At 35.7% G+C, this 21,909-nt stretch carries 26 protein-coding genes, 1 pseudogene and 2 other annotated features; of the genes and pseudogenes, 9 read left to right on the top strand and 18 right to left on the bottom strand.

All coding sequences use genetic code 11. From position 1 onward, the window contains the following. Window positions 1–144: 144 nt before the first annotated feature. Genes yhbY through ACX5JI_RS01660 form a run of 4 tightly spaced genes read right to left on the bottom strand, consistent with a single transcriptional unit; the run spans window position 145 to window position 2,911 of the window. Window positions 145–435 (bottom strand): ribosome assembly RNA-binding protein YhbY, encoded by a 291-nt coding sequence (yhbY, locus tag ACX5JI_RS01675; protein WP_017150751.1) that lies wholly within the window; start codon window positions 433–435, stop codon window positions 145–147. 4 nt (window positions 436–439) lie between these two features. After that, window positions 440–1,273: a shikimate dehydrogenase gene (gene aroE / locus ACX5JI_RS01670; protein ID WP_459499371.1), complete on the bottom strand. Its 834-nt coding sequence runs from the start codon at window positions 1,271–1,273 to the stop codon at window positions 440–442. 15 nt (window positions 1,274–1,288) lie between these two features. Further along, a complete protein-coding gene (gene yqeH, locus ACX5JI_RS01665; RefSeq protein WP_459499370.1) occupies window positions 1,289–2,395 on the bottom strand; it encodes a ribosome biogenesis GTPase YqeH in 1,107 nt (368 codons plus the stop codon). A 3-nt stretch (window positions 2,396–2,398) separates the two neighbouring features. Further along, on the bottom strand, window positions 2,399–2,911 hold the full coding sequence (locus tag ACX5JI_RS01660) for a YqeG family HAD IIIA-type phosphatase (RefSeq protein ID WP_459499369.1): 513 nt from the start codon (window positions 2,909–2,911) through the stop codon (window positions 2,399–2,401). Between the two features lie 243 nt (window positions 2,912–3,154). Between ACX5JI_RS01660 and ACX5JI_RS01655 the strand changes: the two genes are divergently transcribed. Continuing rightward, window positions 3,155–3,310, top strand: a complete 156-nt coding sequence (locus ACX5JI_RS01655) for a sporulation histidine kinase inhibitor Sda (RefSeq protein ID WP_459499368.1) — start codon at window positions 3,155–3,157, stop codon at window positions 3,308–3,310. A 149-nt stretch (window positions 3,311–3,459) separates the two neighbouring features. Here the strand turns inward: ACX5JI_RS01655 and ACX5JI_RS01650 are convergent, their stop codons facing one another. The 3 genes from ACX5JI_RS01650 to ACX5JI_RS01640 all read right to left on the bottom strand — a co-directional run bounded on the left by ACX5JI_RS01650 (window position 3,460) and on the right by ACX5JI_RS01640 (window position 6,892). Further along, the gene (locus ACX5JI_RS01650) at window positions 3,460–4,242 is read right to left on the bottom strand and encodes a phosphatidylserine decarboxylase (RefSeq protein ID WP_459499367.1); all 783 of its coding nucleotides are present in this window, start codon (window positions 4,240–4,242) and stop codon (window positions 3,460–3,462) included. A 310-nt stretch (window positions 4,243–4,552) separates the two neighbouring features. Next, window positions 4,553–5,263 carry an RNA polymerase sporulation sigma factor SigK gene (sigK, locus tag ACX5JI_RS01645; RefSeq protein ID WP_459499366.1) on the bottom strand — a complete coding sequence of 237 codons (711 nt, stop codon included), beginning with the start codon at window positions 5,261–5,263 and terminating at the stop codon, window positions 4,553–4,555. A 138-nt stretch (window positions 5,264–5,401) separates the two neighbouring features. Then, entirely contained in the window at window positions 5,402–6,892 is a 1,491-nt protein-coding gene (locus ACX5JI_RS01640; RefSeq protein ID WP_459499365.1) for a YcdB/YcdC domain-containing protein, read from the bottom strand. A 409-nt stretch (window positions 6,893–7,301) separates the two neighbouring features. Between ACX5JI_RS01640 and ACX5JI_RS01635 the strand changes: the two genes are divergently transcribed. Next, window positions 7,302–7,952 (top strand): GTP pyrophosphokinase, encoded by a 651-nt coding sequence (locus ACX5JI_RS01635; RefSeq protein ID WP_459499364.1) that lies wholly within the window; start codon window positions 7,302–7,304, stop codon window positions 7,950–7,952. Between the two features lie 30 nt (window positions 7,953–7,982). On the opposite strand, the gene ACX5JI_RS01630 is transcribed toward ACX5JI_RS01635, so the two are convergent. Then, on the bottom strand, window positions 7,983–8,444 hold the full coding sequence (locus tag ACX5JI_RS01630; protein WP_459499363.1) for a Cif family virulence factor: 462 nt from the start codon (window positions 8,442–8,444) through the stop codon (window positions 7,983–7,985). 56 nt (window positions 8,445–8,500) lie between these two features. Beyond that, complete coding sequence (locus tag ACX5JI_RS01625) at window positions 8,501–9,886, bottom strand: alkaline phosphatase (RefSeq protein WP_459499362.1); 1,386 nt, start codon at window positions 9,884–9,886, stop codon at window positions 8,501–8,503. A 249-nt stretch (window positions 9,887–10,135) separates the two neighbouring features. Here ACX5JI_RS01625 and ACX5JI_RS01620 point away from each other — a divergent pair, with 249 nt between their 5' ends. Both ACX5JI_RS01620 and ACX5JI_RS01615 read left to right on the top strand, forming a co-directional pair. Then, window positions 10,136–10,975, top strand: a complete 840-nt coding sequence (locus ACX5JI_RS01620; protein ID WP_459499361.1) for a GNAT family N-acetyltransferase — start codon at window positions 10,136–10,138, stop codon at window positions 10,973–10,975. A gap of 36 nt (window positions 10,976–11,011) precedes the next feature. Continuing rightward, window positions 11,012–11,872, top strand: a complete 861-nt coding sequence (locus tag ACX5JI_RS01615) for an alpha/beta fold hydrolase (RefSeq protein WP_459500252.1) — start codon at window positions 11,012–11,014, stop codon at window positions 11,870–11,872. Between the two features lie 41 nt (window positions 11,873–11,913). On the opposite strand, the gene ACX5JI_RS01610 is transcribed toward ACX5JI_RS01615, so the two are convergent. The 3 genes from ACX5JI_RS01610 to ACX5JI_RS01600 form a co-directional block, all read right to left on the bottom strand. After that, window positions 11,914–12,414 (bottom strand): DoxX family protein, encoded by a 501-nt coding sequence (locus tag ACX5JI_RS01610; protein ID WP_459499360.1) that lies wholly within the window; start codon window positions 12,412–12,414, stop codon window positions 11,914–11,916. Between the two features lie 260 nt (window positions 12,415–12,674). Then, window positions 12,675–13,211, bottom strand: coding sequence for a delta-aminolevulinic acid dehydratase (locus ACX5JI_RS01605; protein WP_459499359.1), 537 nt, complete (start codon window positions 13,209–13,211; stop codon window positions 12,675–12,677). A 14-nt stretch (window positions 13,212–13,225) separates the two neighbouring features. After that, a complete protein-coding gene (locus ACX5JI_RS01600) occupies window positions 13,226–13,801 on the bottom strand; it encodes a histidine phosphatase family protein (RefSeq protein WP_459499358.1) in 576 nt (191 codons plus the stop codon). A gap of 175 nt (window positions 13,802–13,976) precedes the next feature. On the opposite strand from ACX5JI_RS01600, the gene ACX5JI_RS01595 reads away from it, so the two are divergent. After that, window positions 13,977–14,099 carry a DUF4023 domain-containing protein gene (locus ACX5JI_RS01595; RefSeq protein WP_097896987.1) on the top strand — a complete coding sequence of 41 codons (123 nt, stop codon included), beginning with the start codon at window positions 13,977–13,979 and terminating at the stop codon, window positions 14,097–14,099. A gap of 50 nt (window positions 14,100–14,149) precedes the next feature. Here ACX5JI_RS01595 and ACX5JI_RS01590 read toward each other — a convergent pair whose 3' ends face one another. Then, window positions 14,150–15,388 carry a TolB family protein gene (locus ACX5JI_RS01590; protein WP_459499357.1) on the bottom strand — a complete coding sequence of 413 codons (1,239 nt, stop codon included), beginning with the start codon at window positions 15,386–15,388 and terminating at the stop codon, window positions 14,150–14,152. Between the two features lie 130 nt (window positions 15,389–15,518). Continuing rightward, window positions 15,519–15,747: a binding site (T-box leader), on the top strand. 52 nt (window positions 15,748–15,799) lie between these two features. Then, window positions 15,800–16,026: a binding site (T-box leader), on the top strand. Window positions 16,027–16,188: 162 nt separating this feature from the next. Between ACX5JI_RS01590 and ACX5JI_RS01585 the strand changes: the two genes are divergently transcribed. Together ACX5JI_RS01585 and ACX5JI_RS01580 are read left to right on the top strand one after the other, a co-directional pair. Beyond that, window positions 16,189–17,946, top strand: coding sequence for an aromatic amino acid hydroxylase (locus ACX5JI_RS01585; protein WP_459499356.1), 1,758 nt, complete (start codon window positions 16,189–16,191; stop codon window positions 17,944–17,946). Next, window positions 17,927–18,238, top strand: coding sequence for a 4a-hydroxytetrahydrobiopterin dehydratase (locus ACX5JI_RS01580; protein WP_063177230.1), 312 nt, complete (start codon window positions 17,927–17,929; stop codon window positions 18,236–18,238). The genes ACX5JI_RS01585 and ACX5JI_RS01580 overlap by 20 nt, the downstream gene beginning before the upstream one ends. 18 nt (window positions 18,239–18,256) lie before the next feature. On the opposite strand, the gene ACX5JI_RS01575 is transcribed toward ACX5JI_RS01580, so the two are convergent. Beyond that, complete coding sequence (locus tag ACX5JI_RS01575; RefSeq protein WP_459499355.1) at window positions 18,257–19,114, bottom strand: VOC family protein; 858 nt, start codon at window positions 19,112–19,114, stop codon at window positions 18,257–18,259. Between the two features lie 21 nt (window positions 19,115–19,135). Further along, a complete protein-coding gene (locus tag ACX5JI_RS01570; protein WP_459499354.1) occupies window positions 19,136–19,540 on the bottom strand; it encodes a DoxX family protein in 405 nt (134 codons plus the stop codon). Between the two features lie 156 nt (window positions 19,541–19,696). On the opposite strand from ACX5JI_RS01570, the gene ACX5JI_RS01565 reads away from it, so the two are divergent. Beyond that, on the top strand, window positions 19,697–20,242 hold the full coding sequence (locus tag ACX5JI_RS01565) for a helix-turn-helix domain-containing protein (RefSeq protein ID WP_459499353.1): 546 nt from the start codon (window positions 19,697–19,699) through the stop codon (window positions 20,240–20,242). A 45-nt stretch (window positions 20,243–20,287) separates the two neighbouring features. Here ACX5JI_RS01565 and ACX5JI_RS01560 read toward each other — a convergent pair whose 3' ends face one another. Further along, window positions 20,288–20,665, bottom strand: coding sequence for a MaoC family dehydratase (locus ACX5JI_RS01560; RefSeq protein ID WP_459499352.1), 378 nt, complete (start codon window positions 20,663–20,665; stop codon window positions 20,288–20,290). A 145-nt stretch (window positions 20,666–20,810) separates the two neighbouring features. Here ACX5JI_RS01560 and ACX5JI_RS01555 point away from each other — a divergent pair, with 145 nt between their 5' ends. Then, window positions 20,811–20,993: a hypothetical protein gene (locus ACX5JI_RS01555; RefSeq protein WP_459499351.1), complete on the top strand. Its 183-nt coding sequence runs from the start codon at window positions 20,811–20,813 to the stop codon at window positions 20,991–20,993. Between the two features lie 49 nt (window positions 20,994–21,042). On the opposite strand, the pseudogene ACX5JI_RS01550 reads toward ACX5JI_RS01555, so the two are convergent. Next, a pseudogene (locus ACX5JI_RS01550) lies at window positions 21,043–21,117 on the bottom strand (GNAT family N-acetyltransferase); the annotation flags it as partial. A gap of 83 nt (window positions 21,118–21,200) precedes the next feature. Beyond that, window positions 21,201–21,707, bottom strand: coding sequence for a GNAT family N-acetyltransferase (locus ACX5JI_RS01545; RefSeq protein WP_459499350.1), 507 nt, complete (start codon window positions 21,705–21,707; stop codon window positions 21,201–21,203). Window positions 21,708–21,909: the final 202 nt, after the last annotated feature.

The following is a 21,909-nucleotide window of genomic DNA, read 5'->3' as shown; positions in this document are numbered from 1 at the left end:
CAGTAACCTTTCCAAAGCAATATGCGGAAAGATTACTACCCGTAAAAACTCAATTGATCTAACCGCTATTAGCAAGAACAACCCCAAAATATAGCTGGCATAGACTAAAAAACGATTTACACCCTAAGCAAAGTAAAGTTGTTCTTATGGAAGTTTGATTTGTTTATTTTCTCTTGATTCTTTATATAAAACAATTGTGCTTCCAATTACTTGAACAATTTCTGCTCTCGCACCTTTAGCCAGTTCTTCTGCAACTTCACGTCGATCGAATTCACAATTTTGTAGCACGCTCACTTTAAATAACTCACGAGCTTCTAATGCATCCGCAATTTGTTTTACCATATTTTCATTTACGCCGCCTTTTCCAACTTGAAAAATCGGTGTTAAGTGATGTGCTTTTGCACGTAAAAATCTTTTTTGTTTTCCTGTTAACATGTTGTTAGCCTCCAAGCTTTCTCATTACTAATTGTTTCATTCTCTCGATATTTGGCATATGTCCCGTCCACATTTCAAATGCAAGCGCACCTTGATAAACAAACATATCAATTCCGTTTTGCACAATTGCCCCTTGGGCTTTCGCCTCTTGCAGAAGCTTTGTCTCAAAAGGGTTATAAATAATATCCGAAACAATCGTTCCTTGTTTCAAATTTTGAATTTGCAAAGGGGTATTTTGGACATGTGGATGCATTCCTATCGTCGTTGTATGAATGATAATATCATAATTCCCTTGTTCTTCCGTTGCTTGCCCTAATGACAGAGCATGCGATGTAATCTTCTCTTGACATCCAGCGATAAGCTCAGTTGCTTTTTCCACTGTTCGATTGGCAATATCTATTTCTTTTACACCTACATTAGCAAGTGAGAAATAAATGGCGCGACAAGCCCCACCCGCACCAAGTAATAAAATACGCTTTTCATCAAGCGGCTCTTTACTAATCGACTGCAAAGAACGAACATAACCAATTCCATCTGTATTATAACCAATTAATTTCCCATCTCTATGAACTACCGTATTTACAGCGCCAATTTGCATCGCTAACGGGTCAATGTCATCTAAGTATTTCATAATGGAAACTTTGTGCGGAGTCGTTACATTAAATCCCGAAACTCCTAATACCTTTAACCCTTTCACCGCTTCTCCCAGCGTCTCTTCTTCCACAAGGAAAGCATGATAATGAGCATCTATACTTAAGTTTTTGAATGCATCATTATGCATAGAAGGCGATAAGGAATGTCCAATTGGATTTCCGATTACACCATATAATTGTTTCATAAATCCCTCTCCATATTAAATTAAAGATTTACGTAATGAAACACTAACTCCTTTTGGTACATGAGCCACAATCTTTGCACCTGGATCATTTACAGTAACCCATCCTAAACCAGAGAATACAACATCTGTTTTTGGTTCCCGAATATTAAATTCATATTTCACAAATTCAGGCATATTTTCTAGTTCTTCTGGAGTTGGTGGATTCAATAATTCCCCCGCATGCTTTTCATACAATTCATCCGCTTTTTCAAGCTTTGTACGATGAATTGTTAAACGATTTGAGAAATGGCAAGTAAACGCTCGACGACCACCACTCACATAATCAAAACGTGCTAATCCACCAAAGAATAACGTTTGTTCTTCATTTAATTGGAATACCATCGGCTTAATCTCTTTCGTAGGTGTAATCAGCTTTAAACTTTGCTTTCCAACATAATGTGCCATTTGGTGGTGATTAATAATACCTGGTGTATCATATAAAGATGATGTTTCATCTAATGGAATATCAATTAAATCAAGCGTTGTTCCTGGAAAATGAGAAGTTGTAATCACATTCTCGGTTTCTTCACTAAATTCCTTAATCATGCGATTAATAAATGTAGATTTACCAACGTTCGTACATCCGACAATATATACATCTTTACCACCACGATACTCTTCAATTGCCTCAGCAAGTTCATGAATACCTTGTCCTTTTGCTGCACTAATTAAAAAGACATCTTCTGGTTTTAAACCAAGCTGCTTTGCACTATGGCGCATCCAATGTCTTAGTTTATCGTGTTTCACTGATTTTGGAATTAAATCTGCTTTATTTCCCACAAGTAATACTTTATTGTTTCCTACAAAACGATGTAAGCCTGGTAACCAACTACCGTTGAAGTCAAAAATATCTACAATTTTGACAACAAGTGCATCTGACTGGCCAATTCCATTTAAAATCCGTAAAAAGTCATCGTCTGTTAAAGAAACATCTTGAATTTCATTATAATTCTTTAAACGAAAACAACGCTGACAAATCACTTGTTCTTTTTCTAAAGACGAAGCTGGTGCATATCCTACTTCATTTTTATTTTCTGTTTGAATTTCTACACCGCAACCAATACATTTAATTGTTTCAGTCAACCTTTATTCCTCCCAGTTAATTAAGCCTTTTTTCTTCATATTTCTCATAATTCTTCGTTCAATCTTTCGATTAAAGCGCGTTACTAATCCATCTGTTTGCGCTACTGGTACAACTAATATCGTATGGAGGCCTACACGGTTTCCACCTAGTACATCCGTTAGCAATTGATCTCCAATTACTACTACCTCATCAGCCATTAAGTTCATTTCTTGTATTGCACGTTTAAAAGCACGAACAAATGGTTTACGTGCACTATGAATAAAAGGGATGCCAAGTGGATCTGCAAAATCCTTTACACGTTGCTCATTATTATTGGAAACAACCGTTACTTGAATGCCTTGCTCTTTCATTTTTAAAAACCACTCTTCAAGCTGAGGAGTTGCACTCGGGCGGTCCCATTCAATTAAAGTATTATCTAAGTCAGTAATAATCCCTTTAATTCCGCGTTTCTTTAAATCTTCTGGTTGAACATGATATACGTTTTTTACGTATTCATTTGGTAAAAACAATTTCAATTTCTTTCACCTCTTTGAGGATTTTTTATAAAATTTTTCGACAACATTTTTCGATAGCGAGCTTGTGGATAACATTGTACACATTTTCCACACTAATCTTTCAGTTAATTAAGAAATTATTAACAATTCATACACACTTTATCCACGGTATCATGTGGATAATCAGCAGTTTGTGACTGTCATATTTTTTTGGTACAGTAGATGCAACAAAGAACCTATCCTTATTACCGGAGGTGACTCACCTTGAAGACGAAACATATGGAACAGTTATCTACTGAGTTACTCACTGAGTCTTATTATAAAGCAAAAGAACTAAAATTAAATCCTGACTTCATTTTACTTATAAAACAAGAAATTATAAGACGGTCATTAGAGGACAAGCTGATTAAATCGTCTTGAGCACATATAGATTACTGCTTCACCTGTAAAAAGAGCCATCCTCAAGATGGCTCTTTTATAAAATGAAACGTCCCTCCATAGGAACCTTTCACCTAGCACATAAGCTCATCTAACTTCTTAGTGCCCTCCTATTTCACTACCCACTTTCATTACGATAAGCGAGTTGCAATTTTGTCACCAAGGAGAAGTTCTTGTCCACTCATTAACGTGGGAACAACTTCAACCATACCCTTTTCAAATAGTAAAACGACTGTTGAACCAAATGTAAAGTATGCCATCTCTTCACCTTTTTGAACAGTATTTCTTTCATGAAGAAGCTCAATACTATTTACGAACATAGCTCCTACTTTTACAAGCGCCATATGTTGTCCTTCACTACTTACTTCTGTGACAGAACGATAATTCTTTGACAATGGCTCTTTTCCATATTTCATTCCCGCTGCATTTACTGGATATGATTTTCTTCCAAGTACAAATCGCTCTGTCACAGTACCTGAGAGAGGACTATGAATACGATGATAATGACTTGGACTTAAATAAATTACCATATATGTCCCGCCGGCATAACGCTTTGCTCGCTCTTCATTACCTAGCATATCCACAATCGAATAGTGCTTTCCTTTAATATCAAAGGTTTTCGTTTCTTCAATAGGGCCATAATCAGCAAATACCCCATCAACAGGGCTAACAATACTTGATGCCGCTGCATCAATTGCTCGTTTTCCTTCTTTCAACTTACGTGTAAATAATTCATGCAATGTCTTGTATTCCTTTAAATCCTTTTCCATCTCATCCTGTTTCAATTGAAACACTTTTGCATACGATGAAATAATAATAGAACTTAAGCGAGACTGTGCAAATTTACGTAATATATAAGAAGTAAAACGCCCGTTTGTAAGTTCTATCATGAGTCGATATAATGTACGTCGCAAACCGCGAAACCTCCTAATAAGTCTTCATGTAACAATTCAGTTTAGCTTTCCCGTCTTTTCTTTCTATATCATACCGTAAAGTTCCTGAAAATGTTTTTATGTTCAAATACGCTAAACGAAGCTGATTCAAAAAAAAGAAAGCCTATGTACGTTTTCATCCTTAAATCCATTAGCACCTTCTAATATTACAGATAGAATCCTTCATTTTCAACAGTGAACGTATATTTCTTCTTAGAGTTTCTTGTTTTATTCTCTTTTCATCAAAAAAAAAACGGCTGCTTTCGCACTGCAGCCGTATCACACATTTTTATCACTTTCCTTTCTTCTCCTTCTCAGCCCGCACAAATTCATGAAACATTTTCATCAGGGCTCGCTTCTCAATTCGTGACACGTAACTTCTTGAAATCCCTAGCGCTTTTGCAATTTCTCGCTGCGTCTTTTCCTTATCAAGACCAAGTCCAAACCGTTTTACAATCACTTCTTTTTCCCGCTCATCTAAAACATCAATATACTCCTTAATCTTTTCTAGTTCCATACTAAGCTGAATCATATCAATTACATCTTCGGATTCAGATTTCAAAATATCAATCAATGATATTTCATTCCCTTCCTTGTCCTGTCCAATCGGGTCATGAAGGGAAACGTCTTTTTTTGTTTTCTTAAGTACTCGCAAATGCATTAAAATTTCATTTTCAATACAACGAGCTGCATATGTCGCCAGCTTCGTCCCTTTCCCTGCTGAATAGCTCTCAATTGCTTTAATGAGCCCAATCGTTCCGATAGAAATTAAATCTTCTGCATCTTCACCTGTGTTTTCAAATTTTTTAACAATGTGAGCCACAAGCCGTAAATTATGTTCAATTAACAAATTCCTCGCATGAGCATCACCTTGCTCCATCAACTCTAAGTACTTTTTTTCATCATCTGATGACAACGGTTGTGGAAATGCATTGTTTTTAACATACGAAACAAATACAAACACTTCGCGAATCATGTATCCAACTGCGGCGAATAGACTCAATCCCTTCACCTCCGCCAAAATAGTGGTCTTTACTATATGTATGTAGGAGGAGGGTTGTTTGTGTCTGTACCTATTTAAGAATGCAAACGTATAAAAAAATTCTTGTAGCATAACTACAAGAACTCCTTAAAACTTGTTTTATTTATTCCAAATCACTTCTCCTGTATGCGCATCAATATAACGAATTTCTTTTCTCATGGAAAAATCAATATGATACGTTTCGCCACTCCCAATTGTTGTTTGTTTATAAATCAGTTCATATCTTGATGGATCTACATCGTGATTTTCATGCCACTGCAATTCAACGCGAAGCGCATTTTTATATGTTTCTAACGCTTGTTCTTTACGTATCTTTGTGGTTGTTTCATAAGTAAGTAATTCTTCTATTACACTCGGCGCTATCCCGTTATACATGAGAACACTTCCCGTCTCCGTATCTATGTTAATCATAATTAATGATCCATCTACTGGAATGCCGTTTATATATACATAAAAACAAAATCTCCCAAGGCTATCTTCTTCATCATAATTATCCCAAAGCCGAAGATGTGCTGCTGCATTTGGAATAATTCCCTCTAAAAATCGGATCGCTTTCCCTAAACATTCTTCTCGTGATAATATTATCCTCTCTTCTCTCTCGGGACCCCATTGAACATAATGTAGCAATGTACCCGTCACTTTATCGATTCCGATCACTACAAAATTTTCATATCGTAACATAGGTAAATGCTTTTTATAAAAATCATCTATTGAATATGTATGTTTTTCTTCTTGTTCACTTTGCAACTCTCCTCTTTGAACAAACTTCATTCTTATTTCATTATTACACTCATCTTCACATATTTTTACAAACCCTCGCTCCTCTAAAGCAAGCAAGCTAAAAACATCTTTTTCTTGTTTATCATTTACCGCACATATTGCTACTGTAGACGGCAATTGATAATGATCAGGTCCATACAAATCCTTCCCTGTACACGCATCAATAAAGGCTACATTTGGCTCCGGTTCATAGACAAGATGGTATCCAGTTGCTTCTTTTCCATTGTCATACTCATATAGCTCAGGAAACAGTTGTATAAATGCGAGTTTCATATCCTGTCTAGCTTTTAATTCTTTCAAGATTCGTTCCTGACTGACAATTACTTCTGGCCATAATGGTTTTTCTTTCAATCCATAATGATTCTGAAATGCTATAACATTCCCTGATAGATGCACCCGTACAACACACCCGGTATTCGGTAATGGATAACCATTTACTTCTTGTACATAATGGACCGCGTACATGCCACACCAATCTTCTACATAACTATATGTATAATCTGCATATTCATTTGGGATATATTTCTTCACAAACAAATGGGCAATTTCTTTCGCTTTTTCTTCATTTATTACTTCACCTTGAATTTGAAAGTAACCCTCATCCTCTATATCTAATTCAATTAATTCACCTGTATGTCTATTTAAAGAAATCCGTATATGTTTCTCTTCGTCGTCTTGATGCTCCCAAAACAAGACATGAAATGGATCAGCTACTGTTTTTTGATCATCTACAACAAGGTGATATTCATTTGGGATTTCAATCATATGTGCGACTTGTTTTTTTCTTTCTTCGTTCTTTTGATTCATCATACCTTCTCCCTATCTTCAAATAGGTTAATTATACTATTTATCCAGAAAAAGGGTTCATCTTTGAAAGATTACAAACAAAATAAAATGATTTTCATTTTAACATTACGATTTATAAACTTGAAATTTTAAAATACAAATAAGTATTTTTTAAAATCATTCTAAAAAGACAAAAAACTGAAACAATTAGTTCATACGAAATTCACATCAATCTATTATGATTAGAACTGTACATAATCAATTTACTAACAATCCAATTTATTGATATATGAAATCGAATTAGAAAGGAGTTAAAAAGATGAAAGCGAAATACCGTTTTATGATCTCATCATTTGCAGCATGTGCTTATATGATTTGGTATTTAGTATAAATAAGCAACCTGATTTGTAAATCTGAAAAGGTGTGTATAGAAATGAAATATAATCAATCAACCGTTAACTATTGGAAAGCATTTGTATTACCTTATACATTCGCTTTAGAAGAGTTAAAAACAAAATTCGAAATTATGAACCGGGAAGCTCAATTTCTTGAGGACTATAACCCGTTTGAACATATAAAAACAAGATTAAAACAGCCTGACAGCATTGTAAAAAAACTCGAACGTAAAAATTTAGCACCTACGATCGAAAACGCGCAAACACATTTACAAGATATTATCGGCATCCGGATTACATGTTGCTTTGTGGAAGATATTTATCACTTAAAACAAGTGATTGAAAATCGTGAAGATATGGAAATTGTAGAAACAAAAGACTACATCGCGAATCCAAAACAAAACGGCTATAAAAGTTTGCATATGATCATTAAATATCCATTAGCGTTAAATTCTGGTACAAAAGAAGTGTTTGCAGAAATTCAATTGCGTACACTCGCAATGGATTTTTGGGCAAGTTTAGAGCATAAACTCTACTATAAATATGAAGGGAATATTCCCGATTATTTAAAAGATGAACTCCATGATGCTGCCATGAAAGCGGAAGAACTAGATAATAAAATGGCAACCATTCGCCAAGATATTGATGATATTGAAGCATGTTCAAATCAAATTTTACTTCCATTATAAGAAAGGTTCTCTGCATATGAGAACCTTTCTTTATTTCTTTCCTATCGTCCGAACTTCTTCAATTTTCCAATGTTCGTCTTCTTTTCCAAGTGCATACTGTACTTTTTTCTGAACAGGTCTTCCACCATCTATTTCTTTCTCCTCTGTTTCAACGACAACATAGTCCCTCTTATAATTTTTCACCTGCACATCATTTAACTCAATCTTCTTATTTTCTCTTTGAAATGTAGCCTCCTTTTGTGTTCGTAAGTCTTCAGCACCAACTATTTTTCCCGAGAACAAAGCCATATGTTGATCGAAGTTTTTTTCATTTGTCGTCTGTACAAATGCCTCGATTACATGATGGATTTCTTTTTTCTCTTCTGGCTTTATATGTACCTTTGCTTCTTTTTTCTCTACATCTGTTTTCTTCATTTCCTGGTTAGATTGGCATCCTATTAGCAATAATCCAGCTATCATAACAAATCCTATTTTCTTACTAACATTTTGCATTCCCTATTCCTCCCAAAAAGAAAAAGCAAGGCGAAATGCCTCGCTTTACTCTATAACTATTGTCTACCTTTATTAGGGTCACCGCCACCAACAACATCGAAAACACGTTTTGCTAAATTTGTATTTTCTTGAACACCAGAGAATAAATATTTACCTGGTCCGAATGCATATACGTTCACATCTTCACCAGTATGCCCACCTGTTGTCCAACCTGTAAATGAACGTTTATTAAAGATCTCTTCAATCGTATTATCAATTTTCGTTACATCTTTGGATGGAGCAATGTCATTCACAGATTTAATTTCTTCTGGTGTTAATTGTAAATCGATGTATTTTTTCAACGTTTCTTCTACATTTGCACCTTTGGCGATTGCATTTGCCATAAAGTCTGGTGTACGCTTCGCCGCTTTAATTGCATTTGCATTAAAGTTATATTCACCGTTCGAACCAAGAGAGAAACCTCCTGTAGCATGGTCAGCTGTCGCGATAACTAATGTATGTTTATCTTTCTTTGCAAATTCAATCGCTGCTTTAAATGATTTCTCGAAATCTTCCATTTCACTCATCGCACCAACAACGTCATTATCGTGTCCAGCCCAATCAATTTGACTACCTTCTACCATTAAGAAGAAACCTTTATCATTTTTGTTTAAACGATTAATTGCAGCATTTGTCATTTCTTCTAATGAAGGTGTTTTTTCATTACGATCAATCATTTTATCTAAACCACCTGGTGCAAATAAGCCAAGAACTTGGTCACTTTTGTCATTCAATAATTGCTCACGATCTGTTACATAGCTATAACCAGACTTCTTAAATTCTTCTGTAAGGTTACGATCTTTTCTTACAAAGTTACTCACACCACCACCGAGAAGAACATCTACCTTATGTTTCCCATTAATTTTTTCATCAAAGTAATCATTGGCGATTGCATCCATATTTTTACGACTAATATCATGTGCTCCAAAAGCCGCTGGTGTTGCATGTGTAATTTCAGAGGTTGCCACTAAACCTGTTGATTTCCCTTGTGCTTTTGCTTGTTCAAGCACTGTTTTTACTTCCGCCTTATCATTATCTACTGCAATTGCTGCATTATATGTTTTCACACCTGCCGACATTGCTGTTGCCGCTGATGCAGAATCTGTAATATTCTGATGTTCATCTTCCGGATATGTTTTTTGTGTCCCTACAAGATGCTTATCAAATTCTGTTGACTCCATTTCAAATGTTTTTGGATTGTCTTTCATATAACGATGAGCAGTCATATACGAAGGCCCCATGCCATCCCCAATTAAAACAATTACATTCTTAATCTTTGGATCTCCTGCTTTTCCATCCGCTTTAATTACATCTGAACGTGTCACGCCCCACGTTACGACTGAAGTAAGTGCTAACGATGTCACAACTGCAAATGGCCATGCTTTCTTCATAAACTTTTTCACTTTTCATATCCCCCTAATAGGTTATTAAGTTCCCAATACCCAATTTAAAGGAAGACTATTAAGGAAAAGTTAGTTATGTGTAAATATTTTGTTAAGTTATGTAAATTTTCGCTATAATTTGTATATATTTGTCTTCCTTGATACATTGATCAAAAGGATATCAGCATGAATTTTTCAGTACTCATATTCTCTCTATTTATTTCGTCGTGATAAAATGTTTCTACTAAATTAAAAATGTGGTGATTCAATATGCAAATCCAAAACCTAAATAAATCTAATATTCCACAGCTCATTTCTCTTTGCGAAGCTGTTGGATGGTTACAACCTACATCATTTATGCAAAAACAATTTGAAATGTATCTATCAATCGGAAGTCTACTTGGCTACACACATAACCAAAAACTGATTGCTACTGGCGGAGTATTCCCTTCCGAATCCGGATTTTCTTCTATCGGTATGCTAGTCGTTCATCCTAATTTTCAAAAACAAGGACTTGGTCGTACTTTACTCGATGTTTGCATGCAGCAAACGCCAGCTTCCCTTCCTATTATGCTCATCGCAACAGACGCTGGTGTACCCTTGTACAAAACATACGGCTTTACAACAATTACAACGATCCATCGCTTTGAAAAACTTGTTACGAATACACCTAGGAACCTCTCTCATCTAAAGCAAATTGAACAACATGACCTTAACTCTCTCATTCGACTTGACGAAATCACAACAGGAGCTTACCGGTCCCATCTTTATTCCTTATTACTAACTAGAGCAACCTTCACACTCAAACTAGAAAGAAATCATAAAATAGAAGCTTTTGCATTATGTGTCGAAAAAAGAGATGTACTATGCATTACTCCCATGATTGCTAAACTAGAAGAAGATGCAATCCAATTATTAGATCTGATCAGTAAATCTTGGAACGGAACAATCCGTATTGACGTTCCACATTCACAGTTTACATTTCGTAACTATCTTCAAAAAGAACATTTTCAGGAAACACTTCTTTCACCACTTATGATAAAAAATGGAAGTCACCTCCCTGGAAATCGCGACCAATTATTTGCTATGATGGATGCAGCGTTATGTTAGAAAGGGGTCAAATGCTTGAAACGAATACAAATTTATATGGTAAGCTGTCTTACTCTTACATTATTAGTGGGGTGCAATGCGGCAGAAAAACCAGTAGAAACCGTAAAACAAGTAAAAAATACAATTGCAACAAAACTAACAACAGATGAAAAAATGATCGAAATAGATGGACAAACCATTTACTTTAAACAAATCGGTGACAAGAAACCACCATTACTTATGCTTCATGGATTTGGCGGATCCTCTAACGGCTTTAGCGATATTTATTCGGACTTAGCAAAAGATCATACGATTATCTCCGTCGATGTTTTAGGATTTGGCCATTCTTCAAAGCCAATGGATTTTCCGTATTCTTTCCCGAACCACGCCAACCTTTACTATAAGTTAATGAAAAAATTAGGTTACGATACATTTGCAATACTTGGTCACTCTATGGGGGGAGAAATTTCTCTTAATTTAACATACTTATATCCAAGTGCAGTTACCCATCTCATTTTGACAGATGCTACAGGAGCCGTATCATTAACAAATAGAAACGCTTCACCGAAGCCACAGCTATCAAATGATTTACAGACTGTTTCTTCTATTACAGATTATGACGAAAGCAAAGTGAAATTTAAACGCGATGATACAGAACATTATAACCAAATGAAAATGTGGCCTAAACGCCTTAAAATTAATGCTAGTGAAATTAAATTACCAACTTTAATTATTTGGGGCAGGAATGATAGTAGTGTGTCGTGGAAAGAGGGCGAATCCTATCATCAGTTCTTGAAAAACAGCACGTTTCATATTATAGAAAAAGGGTATCACGCTCCATTCCGCCAAGAACCGAGAGAATTTATGAGCTATGTAAAAGAATTCTTTGAAAAGAATCCGATCGAAACAACAAAATAATAAAAACGGGTATCTCACCTTTAAGATACCCGTTTCATATATTAAGCAGCTTGCTTCTGTCTTTTTTTCATTTTTGATCCTACTAATTTTGGTACAATCCAGCCATCTATCCCAAGTTTTCCTGCATTCATGCTAGAAACAAGAATAAACATAGACAAAATAACCATTTGCGGATTTACACCTAAAGACCCACTAAACATATAAGAAAAGTTCATTACAAGGCCAAAAAAGACAGCTGTTTTTGTTAAACAACCTACAATTAAACCGATTCCAACTAAAATTTCTCCCCATGTTACAAGCGTATTAAATAGATCCACATTTGGGATTGCAAAATCTTGCAAGAATGATGCCCACCAAGACTGTACTGCCGGTTGTGCTCCTTTTGACTTTTCAATAGCTCCTTGCAAATAGCCTGTCGCGTCAAATCCTTTTCCTTGTAGTTTACCGATTCCGGCCATTAACCACGTGTATCCAAGGTAAACACGGATAACTGCTAACACAAAAGAAACTGCCTTGTTTTCTCTTAAAAATTGAATAATCATCTCTTCCTCCTAAAGGTGTAATTAATTTAGTTACAGGTAATATAATAACATTAGTTACTTATTTTTCAAATATTAATTATGAATAATTTGTGACGATTACATAAAACATCAAAAACTAACATTTGTATAGCTACTTTTATTACCTGTAAAAAAACTTGAAAACATCATATCATAATTGATAATCATTTTCATTATTTTTTTGTGAAAAAAGTGTGTGCTAAATGTGAAACGTGCTTATCCTATATTCAGATAAATACGTTTTATTCTCTATATAATTCAAATGTAAGAGCCTCATCGTCTAATAATTTCGCATCTTGAAATGCATCATCTATTGTTTGTTGATGATTAATAATCCCATAAAATAAGCGAATTGTGAACATAAGTGCCGCATTTCCATCCACATAATCTCTTGAGCCAATGTATGTTTTTACACCGCTATTTAAAAAAGCTTCCGCAAGGTTTTGATCACCTAAAGTACAGCCACTAGTGATAATATATTTATCATGTAATTTTGCATATCGTTTCATTTCCGTTACACCAAAATTCCCTCTTGGTTCATCTTCTTCATACACATCTTCACCTAATTCCGCCATTACAAATTCCCCTTCTTCTCCATGAAAGCAAAAAATAATATGATCTATATCTTCATACAGACTTTTTCCTGATAAAACATTCATGAAATCACGCGGTCGACCAATCCAATATGTTATAACTCTTGCTCCGAAATACTCAAGTGTTGAGCGAAGAGATTGTGCCTCCAAGTCAGAGTTATCACCAACTACTAATGCAATATTCAACTAAAAACCTCCGTTCATACATTCATTTCATATATACCGGTTTCTTCTAAAAAATCCCCTCTAGATATCTCCTGCTTTTGTACATACTGCCTATATGCTGTAATCGTTCCGTCGTGTGAAACGATGTACACCCTTTCAGCATGTAAGGTGTAACACCAGTTGATAAATTCATCGGCCCTCTGTTGAAATTCCGTTACTGAGATTGTGTTGATTCCACTACTCCATAACCTACTATTTATATTTTCTGCTAGCGAAAAACTAGGAAACAATTCTTGAATCATCTGTTGACTTAGTAGCTGATCACATAATAAAGTTCTCGATCCTTCTCGATAAGGAAAGATACGCGGCGCAATATAAGGATGAGTTATTTTACGGCAAACTACTTGTGAACTCCATATTGCCGCAGTTTGTAATGTTCGAAGGGTGGGGCTTGCGATTAATACATCACTTCCTTGTAGTGGTAAGCTGCTTTGCAGTAAAAATGCTTGGCTTTCGCCTTCTTTCGTCAAAGCTGGGTTCTCCAATTGCAAGCTCGTAGGTATATTTTTGGTATGTATTCCTTCACCATGTCTTATGAAAATGAGTTTCATAGTTGGACTCCTTTCCTAAAAAAGAAATATATAAAATCGTACTAACACTTTCTATATACCCTCTAGTCTTCCATAACCTTTTTCTAAATCCCTTCCTTCTTCTCCCAACTCATTATTTCCCTCTTAAATGGTTATAGTAACAAAGATAAAACGAAACTCGAAGGAGGGACTAGCAATGAGTAACTCAAACGATTTTTTAGACACAATCCAAGAGAAACAAGCAAAAGATGAACAAAACAGAAAGCATCAAGGTAAAGGAAATCCTGGAAAAAAGAAGCCAAACAAAACGCACAAATAATTATCGGCACAAAAAGAATCCGCCTAACATGATGTTAAGCGGATTCTTTTTTAGTTCTCTTTTACCGAAATCACATCATCCCAATTCCACATTTCATAATAGCTCCCTCGTACATCTATATTTTCAATCCACTTCTCTGCTTTCGATCCATCACTGTTTGCTAGCCACATATCAGCAGTTTTTCGATTTGAACGAATCCACGTTAGCTTCTCGTTACGTTTCATATACAATGGATGATAATCTCCATATTTTTCAGGAGGCATTGTAATCTTTCGTTGTACATTCGTTTGAATATCAACTTGATATAAAGAAGGCAATGATCTTTTTTCTTCTTCATTTGCCCACTCCATTTCTTTTGCTCTTGAAAGTGTAATAAGTTTGTCATTATGCCATGTAAAATCCCAATCAACATATCCTTTAGGTGTGAACTTTTCTTGCTGAAGAGCAGGTAATTCTTTTATTTTTACATGTTTATTCTCTAACGCAAACCTTCCGCTCCCTTCAATATAAGCTAGTATATTTTTTGATGGAGCCCATTGTATCCACCTGCCATTTAATAACATTTGATCTACTGTTTCAAAATGACTTCCATCTGCTTTCAAAAGACAAAGTGTATTACTATCTGCTGACCACGAAGCGGTTGGAACAGCTAAAAATGCAATCCATTTTTGATCTGGTGACCATTTAAATTTACTGGCTACATAGGCTAAGAAATCATCATGCTGACTTGGTAATGAATATAAATGTTTTATTTTATGCGGATTCATCTTCGCATCACTTTGTACTTCGTATAGCTGCGCCCCCGTCCAACCTGTTGGAAGCAAGTGCGACTCAGATGAGACAAGAAATTTCTTTCCATCTGGATACCATGCATAGTCTCCTACACCTGATGATACATTTTCAAATGTCGCATTCTTTTTTTCGGCATCAAATGTATTTAATGTCTTTGTAAATTCAAATGCAATTATATTTTCTACCGGCGACCACTGATAATTTGTTGCTTCTGTCTGAGATGGAACAACTTTTTTCCCATCTGCAACACGGTACAATTCAAGCTGTTTTTGTTCTTCGCCTTTTGCATATGCAATCCATTTTCCATCGTGCGACCATTTCGGTTTTGTAATATATTCCTCTTTCGTTATTTGCTTTTCTTTTCCATCAATTTTTAGCCACAAATTATGATTGCGAATGAATGCTACGTTTATATCTTTTGTTTCTGCTTGAACAGTAGTTACAGCTTCACATAAGCAGTACATACAAGTAATAAGAACAATAAAGTGCTTCCACATTTTTCTTTGATCCTCCTATCACGTATTCACCTTATCATCCCCTGCATTTTTTCATTTGAACAAAATTATTGTTGACAACTTTTCCAATATAGTTTTATAATACAAAACATAGTTTAGTTGAACGAATTATATACTAGCTTTGAAGGAATCCTAGTAGCGACTTTTATCCCTGTCTCAGAGAACTGATGGTAAGTGCGAATCAGTACATATATAAGCGTGAATTACAATTCTGGAGCTTCTTTCCCGTAGTGCAAGTTGGCATGAAGAGAAAGACGGATCTTTCCGTTATCTTAGAGTGAGTGGTAAACAATTTTTCTGTTTACAAGTAGGGTGGTACCGCGATTTCTATCGTCCCTATCGGATTTTCCGATAGGGGCTTTTTTGCGTCTTCCCCTTTTAAACAATTTTATATATAGAGCGTTGAAAGAATCGCAGTAGTAGCTTATATCCCTGTTTCAGAGAGCTGATGGTTGGTGTGAATCAGTACATATACAAGTGCGAATTACAATTCTGGAGCTTCTTTTTCGTAGTGCTATTGTTGCATGAAGGGAAAGACGGATTTTCCGTTATCAGTAACTGAGATGTAAGTAAATTCTTGCTTACAAATAGGGTGGTACCGCGATTTTTTCGCCCCTATCGGATTTTCCGATAGGGGCTTTTTTCTGTTTCTCACAAAACAAATGTTAAATAATTCCGAATCTTATGATAAAATTTTATAAGCGCTTACAAAAAATGAGAGGGGGTGATATATACAAAAATAACTTAGGCAATTTTTACAGATAAAAAAGGAGGATGTACGAATGACAAACAAAACAGAAATTCCATCACATTTAAAACCATTTGTATCAACACAACATTACGATCAATACACACCAGTTAATCACGCTGTATGGCGTTACATTATGAGACAAAATCATAACTTTTTAAAAGACGTTGCTCATCCAGCCTATGTAAACGGACTACAATCATCTGGTATTAATATAGATGCAATTCCAAAGGTTGAAGAAATGAATGAGTGCTTAGCACCAAGCGGCTGGGGCGCAGTAACGATTGACGGCCTTATTCCTGGTGTTGCATTCTTTGATTTCCAAGGACATGGTTTATTACCAATCGCAACAGACATTCGTAAAGTGGAAAACATTGAATACACGCCAGCACCTGATATCGTTCACGAAGCAGCTGGACATGCACCAATTTTACTTGATCCTACATATGCAAAATATGTAAAGCGATTTGGGCAAATTGGCGCAAAAGCATTCTCAACGAAAGAAGAGCATGATGCTTTTGAAGCTGTGCGTACTTTAACAATTGTGAAAGAAAGTCCAACTTCTACCCCGGAAGAAGTTATGGCTGCTGAAAAAGAAGTAATTGAAAAACAAAAACTTGTTTCTGGCTTATCAGAAGCAGAACAAATTTCTCGCCTTTTCTGGTGGACGGTTGAGTACGGATTAATCGGAAATGTGGACAACCCTAAAATCTACGGAGCTGGCCTACTTTCTTCTGTTGGTGAAAGTAAACATTGTTTAACAGACGCTGTAGAAAAAGTTCCATTCTCCATTGAAGCTTGCATACAAACGACATATGATGTTACGAAAATGCAACCTCAGCTATTTGTGTGCCAATCATTTGAAGAGCTAACAGAAGCGCTTGAAAAGTTTTCTGAAACAATGGCCTTTAAAACAGGTGGCACAGAAGGATTAGCGAGAGCAATTCGTTCAGAAAACAACGCAACTGCTGAGCTAAGTAGCGGATTACAAATTACTGGTACATTCGCTGAGACAATTCAACATGACACCGGTGAAGTGGTTTACATGAAAACAAATACACCAACAGCATTAGCACTAAACAATAAACAACTACCAAATCATTCTACAGCTGTACATCAAGATGGCTTTGGTACACCAGTTGGTTTATTAGAAGGTAATATCTCACTTGAGGATTGTACAGATGCAGATTTACAGTCACTAGGCATTCTCATCGGTAACCATGCAGAGCTCTCCTTTGCAAGCGGTGTTCATGTAAAAGGAACGGTAACGGATATTATAAAAAACGATGAAAAAATTGCCCTTATTTCCTTTACAGATTGCACAGTAGTTTACAAAGATCGTCTATTATTTGATGCTTCATGGGGCGCATTTGACATGGCAGTTGGGTCAACAATCACTTCTGTATTCCCAGGAGCAGCAGATGCTGCAGCATTCTTCCCTGTAGATGAAGAAGTAGAAGAAACACCTGCGCCACTTACATTAACTGAATTGGATCGTATGTATCAAACGGTTCGTGATATTCGAAATGAAGGCGTGTTACACGATTCGCACGTAGAACAATTAGTAGCAATTCAAGAAATACTCAATAAGTTCTATGCAAAAGAATGGCTACTTCGCCTTGAAATTTTAGAATTACTTTTAGAGCATAACAAAGGACACGAAGCATCTCATGCTCTATTACAACAACTCACTACTTTTACAGAAAATGAATCTGTAAAACGTTTGATTCATAATGGTCTTGCTTTACTTCCAATAAAGGATGTGAAAAAGAATGCAACGACTAACAGATGAAGAAGTACAAGAAGAGTTAATGAAGTTGGATAAATGGACAGTGAAAGATGAAAAATGGATTGAACGAAAATATATGTTTTCCGACTACTTAAAAGGTGTCGAATTTGTCTCTGAAGCCGCCAAACTATCAGAAGAACACAATCACCATCCATTTATCCTTATCCAGTATAAAGCAGTCATTATTACTTTGTCATCATGGAATGCAAAAGGTTTAACAAAACTTGATTTTGAGCTTGCAAGACAGTTCAATGAACTTTTTTTGCAAAATGAAAAAGCAGTTATAAGAAAGTAAAAAAGGAGAAGCCTGCATTTAGGCTTCTCCTTTTACAATCAATTGAATACAGTGACCAAACGGATCCTCCACTTGTAGTATTCCATCTTTGTACGTCGCAATTGCACCAATATATTTTAAGCTTTCACATACTTGCTCTTTTTCTTTTTCATCTGCTAATACAATCGTGAAATACTTCAAGCCAACGGAATTTGGCATTTGCGGCGGTACCCCTTCACCTTGCCATGTGTTTAAACCAACATGGTGATGGTAACCACCTGCTGAAACAAATAACGCACCATTTCGAGCTGGAATCGTCACTTCAAATCCAAGCCCATCTACATAAAAACGCTTTGCCTCTTCTAAATCAGCAACATGTAAGTGAATATGTCCCATTACTGTTCCGCCCGGAAATCCATGCCACTCCTTCCCTTGTTGTAATAATCCTTCACCATCTAGAGGGTTACTAACAAACGGAAGCTCTCCCTTTTCATCACGCCATACTTCTCTTTGTCGATCGTGATAAATCTCAATTCCATTTCCATCTGGGTCAGCTAAATAAATCGCTTCACTAAAGTAATGATCTGCTCCGCCGTGTAACGGATACACTTTCTGTACAAGATGACGAAGAACATTTGCTAAATCTTGTCTCGTTGGCAATAAGATTGCCAAGTGATACAAACCAGTACGATTTCTTTGTTTTGGAAGAGCATTTTCTTTCTCCTCTATGATAAGAAACGGTTCATTATCTTCATTACCGAACGTAACAATTGTTTCTTCTTCTTTAATCACTTTCATTCGCAGTACATCTGTATAAAATGCTAGTGACTTCTTTACATTCGATACGTGTAAATGAACAACGCCAAGTGTTGTAGTGGGATGAAGTTGAAAGCTCATATTGTTATACCCCCATTTAAATTAGTCTTTTTTAAATACAGTCGTTTTTAAGAAATTATCTACAAATCCATCCGCTTTTGCAACAAACAAGTAAAGACCCATTGTTAATAATGCAAGTTCTAGCTCAAACCCAGGATTTTTTCCATCTCCTAATAAACCTGCTGACCATTTTACCTTTACAATTGCTCCAACTAAAATAAGTGCAAATAAGAGACCAATATATCTTACACCTAAACCGACAATTAATAATAGACCACCGACTAATTCCATTGTTGCTACACCGTACGCAAGACCACCTGGTAAACCAATACTTGTAAACCATCCTGCAATATTGTCAATTCCTGATTGAAATTTTGTTAAACCGTGCATGAAGAATGTTACCCCTAGCACGATACGAATAATTAAATTACCAATATGTTGATTCATTTCTTTCTCTCCTTTATAGTTTTGTTATATAAAACTTTTATTCACATTACAAAACATACAATAATTTTTTTTATTCGTCAATTCATTTTTCTTGAGAAAAAATATATTTTTTTTGCTATGATACAAATAGTTGTCTACAAAAAGGAGCTTGATTTTATGAATATCGGTTCTGCAATACGTGAAATTCGTCAACGCAGAGGCATCACCATCGCCCAAATTTGTGAAGGAACAGGACTTTCTAAAGGTTTTATGAGCCAAGTTGAAAACAATAAAACCTCACCATCCATTTCAACTTTAGAAACCATTTCCAATTTTTTAAACGTTCCTCTTCCTTATTTATTACTTGAACAAAAAGATCGGATGAAAATTGTTAAAAAAGAAGAACGAAAATATAGTGTGTATGGAAAAGATGAACAAAGGATTGAACATGTCGCTGAACAAGGTGGCCTTCGTTTATCTTTAGTAGAAATCCCACCTGGATTTCCAAAAGAAAATACTCCAAATGCGCATGAAGGCGAAGAATGTCATCTTGTTTTACGCGGAAAATTAGAAGTGCAACACGGAGAAGATATCGCCATTGTAGAAGAAGGAGATTCGTTCTCCTGGAGTGCATGCGTGCCACATATTGTACGTAATACCAGTGAAGAATCCGCATTATTACTCATCTCCAGCCATGCTGAAAACCGAAAACGTGTATACTAAAACAGACAAAAGGCCTACTTTCATTTTGAAAATAGGCCTTCTACATTATTCTCTTATAATTCCTTTACTTGACCCTATCAGCACGTCTTTTCCTTCTTGATTCCGATAAACGGACTGTAGGGCTACTTTTTTATATCCTTCCATTTTCTCAACCCTTGTAAGAGTTACCTCACAAGTAATTGTATCGCCTGTAAAAACAGGTCTGATAAATTCGCTTACTAGTTCTCTTGCGATATAATGTAAATCCCCACCAATTTTTGTTCCTATACTTGCAGTTAATAAACCATGTACCATTAAACGTCCCTGCTCATCATGTTCCATATGATGTCTTCCTTTATCACCTGTAAGATGAGCAAACTTAAGAACTTCTTCTTCTGTAAATGTTCTTTCATACTGAAATGTATCGCCTACTTTCATTTCCATCCTCCTTTTATAATTCTGAATTTTCTTTATAATACTATCATAAAATGAATAGATGTTCATTTTTTATCATCAAGAATAGATGTGGTTATTTTTTACATTTTTATGTTATTATTTACTATATACTCTTAGATTGGGGGATTCAATTATGACACTTGGATTAGTTGGCGGCATACTATTAGCGGTTTCATTACTCTTCTATTCCACTTTAGAGATTTGGCTCGCTCCTAATAATGCCTCCCTCGTTAAAGATTTCAAAAAAAAGTTAATGTTCATGCTTCCCTTGTTTACTCTCTCATTCGCCATTCACTATTTCTTTTTTGTACAGTAAAAAAGGATTGCTATCGCCTAGCGATCCTTTTTACACTCTTTCTATTACACAAATTTTTTATCGTATAAGCTGGTAAACCAGTCGTTCCTTCTCGAATAATGAGTTCGTTATGGTAAATATACATCCTACTCCCTCTTTTATTGTTATATACTATTCTTTAGTAGTTAAATATTACCTTTTGCAAAGGAAAAAAAGATGGAGAAATTTTTATCCCACCCTTTTAATCGCATATACAAGAACATCTATCCCATGAAATGATGCTGTTTTTTCATAGTAAAGTCCTGTTTTTCTAGCAACGAAAATAGATGCAGGATGATCTGGATTAATAAGAGAAACGAGCTTATTTAAGCCTAATGCTTGAAATCCATAGTCTCGGAACGCTGTTGCTGCTTCCTTCGCATATCCTTTTCCCCAATATTCCGGAAGTAGCCAATAACCAATTTCAATTTCTTCTTTCCCCTCAACTTGCTGTCTAACAAGTCCTGCATGCCCAATTGGTATGCCTGTATCCTTTTCAATCATTAGAAATAAACCTAAGCCGTTTTTATAGCCTGGGAGAACCCAGCCTTCTAAACTCTTCTTGCACTGCGTATATGTTTTTAGAGTTCCATTTCCAATATAGCGCAGCACTTTCTCGTTCCCCCATAAAGAAGTGTAGAACTCCAAGTCATCCATTGTATATTTACGAAATTGTAAACGGTCTGTATGGAACATATTTCTACTCCTTTCTTGTGGACTCTCTTTCTATATAAATACAAATTGAAAAACTGACACACCCCTTGCTTTTTAGTTGGAAGAGAGCATCCGGCCAAGTGTAGCAGCGGTCAGTTCCCTTTTTAGCCCCATGCCATGTAAAAACAAAAAGAAGAAATAAGCGGAGCTTTCCTTTTATTTCCATAACCGCAATTTAGATGTT

The sequence above is a fragment of the Bacillus sp. C1 genome (assembly GCF_054570475.1).
The sequence above is the reverse complement of the archived record's forward strand: the minus strand, read 5'-3'. Positions and strand labels throughout refer to the sequence as shown.